Source organism: Zoogloea oleivorans, from assembly GCF_008107625.1.
In the GTDB taxonomy this organism is placed as follows: domain Bacteria; phylum Pseudomonadota; class Gammaproteobacteria; order Burkholderiales; family Rhodocyclaceae; genus Zoogloea; species Zoogloea oleivorans.
Map to the genome: position 1 here is coordinate 23,994 of NZ_SDKK01000039.1, position 6,491 is coordinate 30,484.

Annotated in this window: 8 protein-coding genes; 2 read left to right on the forward strand and 6 right to left on the reverse strand. The window is 58.2% G+C overall.

Features of this window, described 5'->3' with window-relative positions:
• Nucleotides 1-19: 19 nt before the first annotated feature.
• The 4 genes from ETQ85_RS24070 to ETQ85_RS24090 form a co-directional block, all read right to left on the reverse strand.
• Nucleotides 20-1,222 carry a tyrosine-type recombinase/integrase gene (locus tag ETQ85_RS24070; RefSeq protein WP_011494289.1) on the reverse strand — a complete coding sequence of 401 codons (1,203 nt, stop codon included), beginning with the start codon at nt 1,220-1,222 and terminating at the stop codon, nt 20-22.
• 232 nt (nt 1,223-1,454) lie between these two features.
• Nucleotides 1,455-2,210, reverse strand: coding sequence for an IS21-like element helper ATPase IstB (gene istB / locus ETQ85_RS24080; protein WP_148581006.1), 756 nt, complete (start codon nt 2,208-2,210; stop codon nt 1,455-1,457).
• A 15-nt stretch (nt 2,211-2,225) separates the two neighbouring features.
• Complete coding sequence (istA, locus tag ETQ85_RS24085; protein WP_148581007.1) at nt 2,226-3,743, reverse strand: IS21 family transposase; 1,518 nt, start codon at nt 3,741-3,743, stop codon at nt 2,226-2,228.
• A gap of 249 nt (nt 3,744-3,992) precedes the next feature.
• Nucleotides 3,993-4,277: a helix-turn-helix domain-containing protein gene (locus ETQ85_RS24090; RefSeq protein WP_169148433.1), complete on the reverse strand. Its 285-nt coding sequence runs from the start codon at nt 4,275-4,277 to the stop codon at nt 3,993-3,995.
• Between the two features lie 73 nt (nt 4,278-4,350).
• On the opposite strand from ETQ85_RS24090, the gene ETQ85_RS24095 reads away from it, so the two are divergent.
• Nucleotides 4,351-5,007, forward strand: a complete 657-nt coding sequence (locus ETQ85_RS24095) for a helix-turn-helix domain-containing protein (protein ID WP_148581009.1) — start codon at nt 4,351-4,353, stop codon at nt 5,005-5,007.
• Nucleotides 5,008-5,040: 33 nt separating this feature from the next.
• Nucleotides 5,041-5,601: a hypothetical protein gene (locus ETQ85_RS24100; protein ID WP_148581561.1), complete on the forward strand. Its 561-nt coding sequence runs from the start codon at nt 5,041-5,043 to the stop codon at nt 5,599-5,601.
• Between the two features lie 79 nt (nt 5,602-5,680).
• Here ETQ85_RS24100 and ETQ85_RS24105 read toward each other — a convergent pair whose 3' ends face one another.
• Together ETQ85_RS24105 and ETQ85_RS24110 are read right to left on the reverse strand one after the other, a co-directional pair.
• Complete coding sequence (locus ETQ85_RS24105; RefSeq protein ID WP_148581562.1) at nt 5,681-6,130, reverse strand: hemerythrin domain-containing protein; 450 nt, start codon at nt 6,128-6,130, stop codon at nt 5,681-5,683.
• A 1-nt stretch (nt 6,131) separates the two neighbouring features.
• Nucleotides 6,132-6,491, reverse strand: a 360-nt coding sequence (locus tag ETQ85_RS24110; RefSeq protein ID WP_246128889.1) for a sensor histidine kinase, incomplete at its 5' end; no start/stop codon positions are given.

Here is a 6,491-nt window from a genome sequence, read left to right on the forward strand (position 1 = left end):
GTCTATAAACGAATGACTGTCAAGATACATCGACTGGTGTGGCAATCGTGCCCGCCACCACCGTCTTGCGCCGGTTCGCCACCAGTTCGGCCGCCTGACGCACCGGCGCATCCTCGGTGTGGATGTAGCGCATGAACATCGCCACCGTCTTGTGCGCGGTCAGCACCATGCCGACCTTGACCGGGATGCCCGAATTGGCGATGTCGGTGGCCGAACGGTGCCGGATACCATGTGTGCCGACGTGCTGCACACCAGCAGCCTTCAGGATGCGGCTCCAGCCGTTGTAATGCTCCCCGTTCGTCATGTGCTTGAGCGGATCGCGCAGCGACGGCAGCACATAGAGTGAGCCTTCGTGCCTGGGCACCGTCGAGAGCAGGCGGTGCGCTTCCTCGCTCATCGGTTTGGACATGCCGCCGGTCTTGCTGTCAGGCCAGGCCACGCGCCGGTTCTCCAGATCGACCCAGGTCCACTCCAGCAACAGGATTTCGGAGCGGCGCGCCGCGAACTCGAACTGCAAGCGGATGGCCAGCGTGACGATGGGTGGTTCGCTGCTTTCGGCCTCCACCTTGTCCAGATGCCTGAACAACTTGCCCATTTCCTCGTCGGTGATGAGCCGGGTGGTCTTGCCTTGAGGGTATTGGGGGATGTGCCGGCACGGGTTCGTGCCATCCGTCCGCAAGCCCCAGATTTCGGCCATGTTGAACATTTTTCGCATGACGGCGAGCGTGTGGTTGGCCTCCATCGGCGTGGACTCCAGCTTCTTCATCATCGTCGCAACGTCCGGGCGCTTGACGTCCTGGACCTTCATGCGGCCCAGAATAGGGATGATGTTGCGGTCGATGTTGCCCTGGTAGCCTTTCTGCGTGCTCGGCTTGTTGCGAACCTTGGAGTAGTCCGACATGAAGCGTCCGCACAGTTCCTTGACGGTCGGTGCCTTGCGCGCCTCAGCCTTGTCGCCGCCGGGGTCGCCGCCCCGGCGGACCTCGGCCAGCCAGGTCTGCGCCAGCGAGCGGGCCTGCTCGACGGTCAGCTCTCCGTACAGGCCGATGGCGGGCTTGCGCCGCTCCCCGGCATTGGTCCGGTACTGGAGCATGAACACCTTGCGGCCTGCAGGTGTAACCTTACACATGAAGCCGGGCACCAGGGTATCGCGCAGTTCGACGGGCTGCGCCTGGGGTTGTGCCGCGTCTATAGCGGACTTGGTGAGTTTGATTTTGGCCATGCTGACTCCTAGGAGGAATGAGCCAGTTTCCAGGTGTCGGCTGGGAGCCAAGCGGATGGAAACCGGATCGGGTTGTGGAAAGCACCGGGGTATGGTGAATCCACTTGATCCCTAGGAAAACTCGCTGTGGCGGGCCTCAGCGTAGATCAGCCAAATTCGGTGCTGATCACAGCATGAAATAAAAAAACCCGCCAGGTCGGCGGGTTCTGAATTCCGTTACAAAAACAGGCGTTCATGTGCCGAGCGATGCGCTCCTTCCCCGCAACCGGCGCATCGACTCCCCCTTGAGTTCCATCCGATGCGCTCCGCTCACTAATCGATCCAGAATCGCGTCCGCCATCGTCGGGTTCCCCCCGCTCAAGTAGTCATGCCACCGATCCACTGGCAACTGACTGGTAATCAGCGTCGAGCGATTTCCAGTACGCTGCTCAATCACCTCCAGTAAATCATTGCGTCCGACAGCGTTCAACACTGCAATCCCGAAGTCATCCAAGATCAGCAAATCTACCTTTGCCAATGCACTCAGGCGTTTGCAGAAACTCCCATCTCCGTGAGATATGGCCAGTTCTTCAAGAAGCAGGGGCAACCGCTGGAACGTTACCGTCAGCCCCTGCCGGCATGCCTGATTTCCCAGTGCGCAACCCAGCCAAGTCTTGCCCCCGCCCGTCGCTCCGGTGATGATCATGTTGATACCATGGCGAACCCAGTTGCACTGACCCAGCGAGGCCATTTCACTGCGATCCAGTCCGCGTCCCGCCCGATAGTCGATATCCTCCATGCAGGCACTCTCTCGCAACTTAGCCACCTGCAACAGACGCTTCAAGCGCCGGTTCTCTCTGTAAGTAACCTCCTGGTCCACCAGAAGGCCCAAGCGCTCCTCAAAAGCAAGGTGGGCCGCCGCAGCACTGCTTAGCTGATTATCAAAACCTCGGGCCATGCCAAACAGCTTCAGTTCGTTGAGCTTGCGCATCGTGTCGTTCGTCAGCATTCGTCAATCCTTCGCTTAACTGTAATAGTCCGAGCCCCGGAGATTCGGGTGCTCAAAGTTGGCTTCCCGACGATCCTGCGATTCGGCAGGCTGACGGTCCAAATTGTTTCGTAGAATTGAACGAACACTCGACAGGGATGGCGCGCCGATCTCTATCGCACGGTGGCAGGCCATGTTGAGCCGTTCGTTACCGAAATCCTTAGCCAGACGCTTCAGCCCGTTGTGTGCCCGATACCCCTGTTCGCGGGTTCGCATCCCAACAAGCATCGCTTCCAAGATACGGTGGACATGTGCGCCCGTCTGCACAGCCCATTCCAGTGCATGGTCTGCTCCCCACAAGCCGAAATGACGGTGGGCCGCCTCCATGTGCTGCGGATCGATGACTGGCACGGTACCGTTACTGCGTGCGTGGCTTGCCACCCGTTTGCCGCGGTGAAGTACCTCGACTACCGCCGCAGTGAGGCGAAGCTCTACCTCTTGCCGAACCAGGTTGAACGGGACGCTGTAGGGAACTTCGTCTACAACGATGCGATAGTCCAGTCCGACGCGAACCTTGCGGAATTCAGCATATTCATAGGGCGTCGCTGGCAACGTCCGCATCGCGGGACGATCGATAGTTTCAAAATTGCTCTGACGGCAGCCTGGCAGCTTTTGAAACGGACGGGCATTGATCTCTACCAGTAGAGCTCGGATTGCCTCGTTCAACTCGGCAAGGCCGCCGAACGCCCGCTTGCGCAGTCGGAACATGATCCAACGTTCCACGATCAGGACGCCGTTTTCGGCCTTGGCTTTGTCCTTCGGCTTGTAAGCGCGTGCAGGCAAAATCAGTGTGCCGTAATGATCGGCCATGTCCTGATACGTGGCGTTGATGACAGGATCCGTGCGGCTGGCCTTGATGACCGCTGATTTGAGGTTGTCGCACACAATTACGGCAGGCACGGCGCCGAGGTGTTCAAACATCCTGCAGTGGGCGGCAATCCAGTCCGTCAAACTTTGCGACCAGTGGGCCTCCGCGTAAATATAATTCGATGCCCCCAGAACACCGACAAAGACTTGCGCCTTCCGCATTGTTCGGTTCACGGGATCGACAACAGTCATCGTCGGCCCAGCGTAGTCAACAAAGACGCGCTCTCCGGCCACATACACTTGCCGCATGTAGCGTTTCAGCGTCTGAGTGAACTCCCTGTGGCGCAGGCAGAACAGGCTATAGGCAATACCGTTGGGATATTCACTCAAATATTCTTCATGCAGGACCTGAAGGGTCGCGCCCTTGCGCTTTAGTTCCTGATGTACCTTGGGCCAGTCTGGCTCAGGCTTACGCGCGGGGGCAAGTGCTACCACCGGTGGAAACAGCCGGTGCTCCAATGCCGCATCGTCCATGTCGTCAGGCAATGGCCACGGCAGACGGGTAGCCGCTGCGCGGGTAATGTAGTCGGAAACGGCGTCGCGGGATAAGCCTAGGCTGCGGGCGATCAACCTACGGCTCTGTTGCTCTTCAAAATGCAGGCGCAATACCTGACGGATTTTTCTCATTGCGATTCTCCGGTTTGCCATGGGAGGCCGAGCCGACAGAAGCCAGCCATTTCTCCAGGTCGGGCCGACGCACGCTGCTCTCGCAACGTGATCGGCGATATGTATTGGGAGATGGTTAAGGCCGCCCGGCCTTGACAGGCGGGCTTGGGAATCGCAGAATCCGCCATGAAGTCCCCACTTCAAGCAGTTCTGTGAAGCCCCCTGAGTGTCAGCTCTGGGGGCTTTGCTTTTCCTGGCCTGACAATTCGATTATTGATCAGGCCATGGCGTTCCTTCCTTTTGAACGCCACGATGGGCTGACGGCCCGCGCGGCTTGAAGGTATAGCGTGCGGGCCAAAGCTCCTCGATCCTGCATGTCAACAAACCCGCAATATGACTTGCCACCTCGTATGCGGTGATCCGGTCGTGGATAACGTTATTAACCACGCCCCCGGTGACACCCAAGTCGCGAGCAATCTGCGCCTGGCTTTTACCAAGGCGGCGAAGGCGATAAATGATCTCTACAGCGTCCATGACCGAGCGGAGTGACTTCATCGGCATTCAAGAGTAGTCTATCTTTAAGAGAGACAGTGCATTATCTATAGAGACAACTATACGCCTTAAGAGAATGATGGATCAAGCATCTTCCCACAGCTCAAGCGCTGGCCTGGAAGGCTTTGCAGCGAGGCTGACCCATGTGATTTCGCACACGGGCCTGAGCCAAGCTGAATTTGCCCGCAGGTTGGGTGTTTCGGCAGGCTTCACCAGCGACGCCGCCCGTGGGCTGAAAAAACCCGGTGCGGAGTTCCTGCATGCAGTCCGAACGGTGTTCAGGGTTTCGATTGATTGGCTGCTAACCGGCGACGGAACCATGCGCGGCGGCAGTGGCATTGACCTGGATCTGCTCAGGACGATCCGACTCCAGATTGCGGTTGCCCGCGCGGCGGTCATTGACGCTGACCCAATCGCCAAGGTGCTGTTGTTGCTGATTCGTGACGGGCGTCTGAACGAGGCGGTTGCTGACCCAGACCTGCAGGCCTTCCTCAGTCGAATCGCGCCAACCGATCCCGATGCAGATCTTGCAACCGAACTCTACAACGGCCATCTGTGGACCGAAGATTCGTCAGCGCAGCTACGCAATCTGCTCGCCGCCGCCGTAGCCCACTTCGAGGCACGCAAACCCCTCGACAAAATGGCCGCCTTGGCACGCTCGGCCGGGCCGACGATCCAGATTAATGTCATCCCTTCGCAGCGCATTGCGGGCCGAGACTACTACGAGGGTTGAAAAGGTTTCCAACCACGCTAAGTGAACGTCACCATGAAAGAGCAGCAGTCGGCCCCACAAGACAGCATCCAGATCAACCTCATTGGCGAACAGCGCAAGGCCACCCGAGACTACAACGAGTATTTCATCCCTGGCTCGATCAAACTCGTGCTGGCTACATGGACGCAAGAAAAACGAAACAGCATGGCGCTGGATAATTCAAACTTCTTCCGGTACCGCTTTGGTTTTGAACCGCCCAAAGTAGCACGTCAGCAGGTGCTTGAAATCCAGAAAAAATATGATCTGACCGATCGAGAGGTTCGTTGGCTCCATCGGTCTGGTCAGTTGAAAGCTTCACGAACGGAAGCGAAACTGGTTCCCAGCCGACTGATGCCTGCGGCAGGCTGGATCCAAGTGTCTATCTTGAGTTTCTTCTGTCTGGCGATGACGCTGCAGATTGCTGCGTCGAATGCGCCGGCCTGGAAGCAGGCCCTGGGACAGTTGATTATCTCGGGGCTCTGGTTTGGGGGCGCCTGTATGCTGAACAGCTTATTGCTGGCGCCTTGGCGAACGTTGAAGCGGGCCGGGGTGGTCAAAGCCGTGAAGGGTGAATGACCTGATTCGCTGCAAGCCTGCAGGCCGTTGTTTTATCTGACGGCTGGCAGGCTTGAGCGAATGAGCGCTCAGGAAAATATCAGCTTGCCCCAGGCGAATCATCCCTTCCGATGTCCTCATCCAAGCCGTGGGCCAAGCAATACAGCAGCGCACGGTCGCTGGCAACAATGTGCGGCAAAAATTGGTCCTCAAGCAGCTGACGGATCGACGCGCAGGGATGCAAATCATCACCCATCATTTTCATGTAAAGCTCAGTAAACAGTTCGATGAGACGCGTGTGTTCCCGCGCATGGGCTTCACGACTTGTATCCGCAGACGCGTTTAGCCAGCGCTCCTCCAGTTCAAAGCTGCGGTACGCGCACTCAGTTAACTGGGCAAACAAGGCTGTCACGGTGTCGGGATCCTCCACTGATACCGCTGCCTGGAGTGTCTGTAACCCAAGCTCCTTTAGACGATAATTGGTCGCCTCCAGGTGAAGGTCATGTTTGGAGGATGACCGCCACCAGAGCAAATCATGATCAGCGGGCACGTCAGCCGCCTCCTGGATCGCTGCCAAGCGACACCGGTATCCACATCTCGAAGATGTTGCTTCCTTCCCCCGTCCGTCCCTCGATGTCGCCTCCGTGAGATCGCAGGATTGAACGAGTGATGGCAAGGCCCAGCCCGGCGCCATCGCCAGAGTGGCGGCGGGATGCATCCACGCGATAGAAGCGGTCGAAGAGACGCGACAGATGTTCCGGCAGGATGGGTTCCCCGGTGTTCTCGACAGCGAGGTGGATTGTATCGGCGTCCGCACTGTCTCGTACGACGCTAACCGTCACGACAATGCGCCCGCTAGGTGGTGTGTAGCGAAGCGCGTTGGACAGCAGGTTGCCGATGGCCCGCCGGAG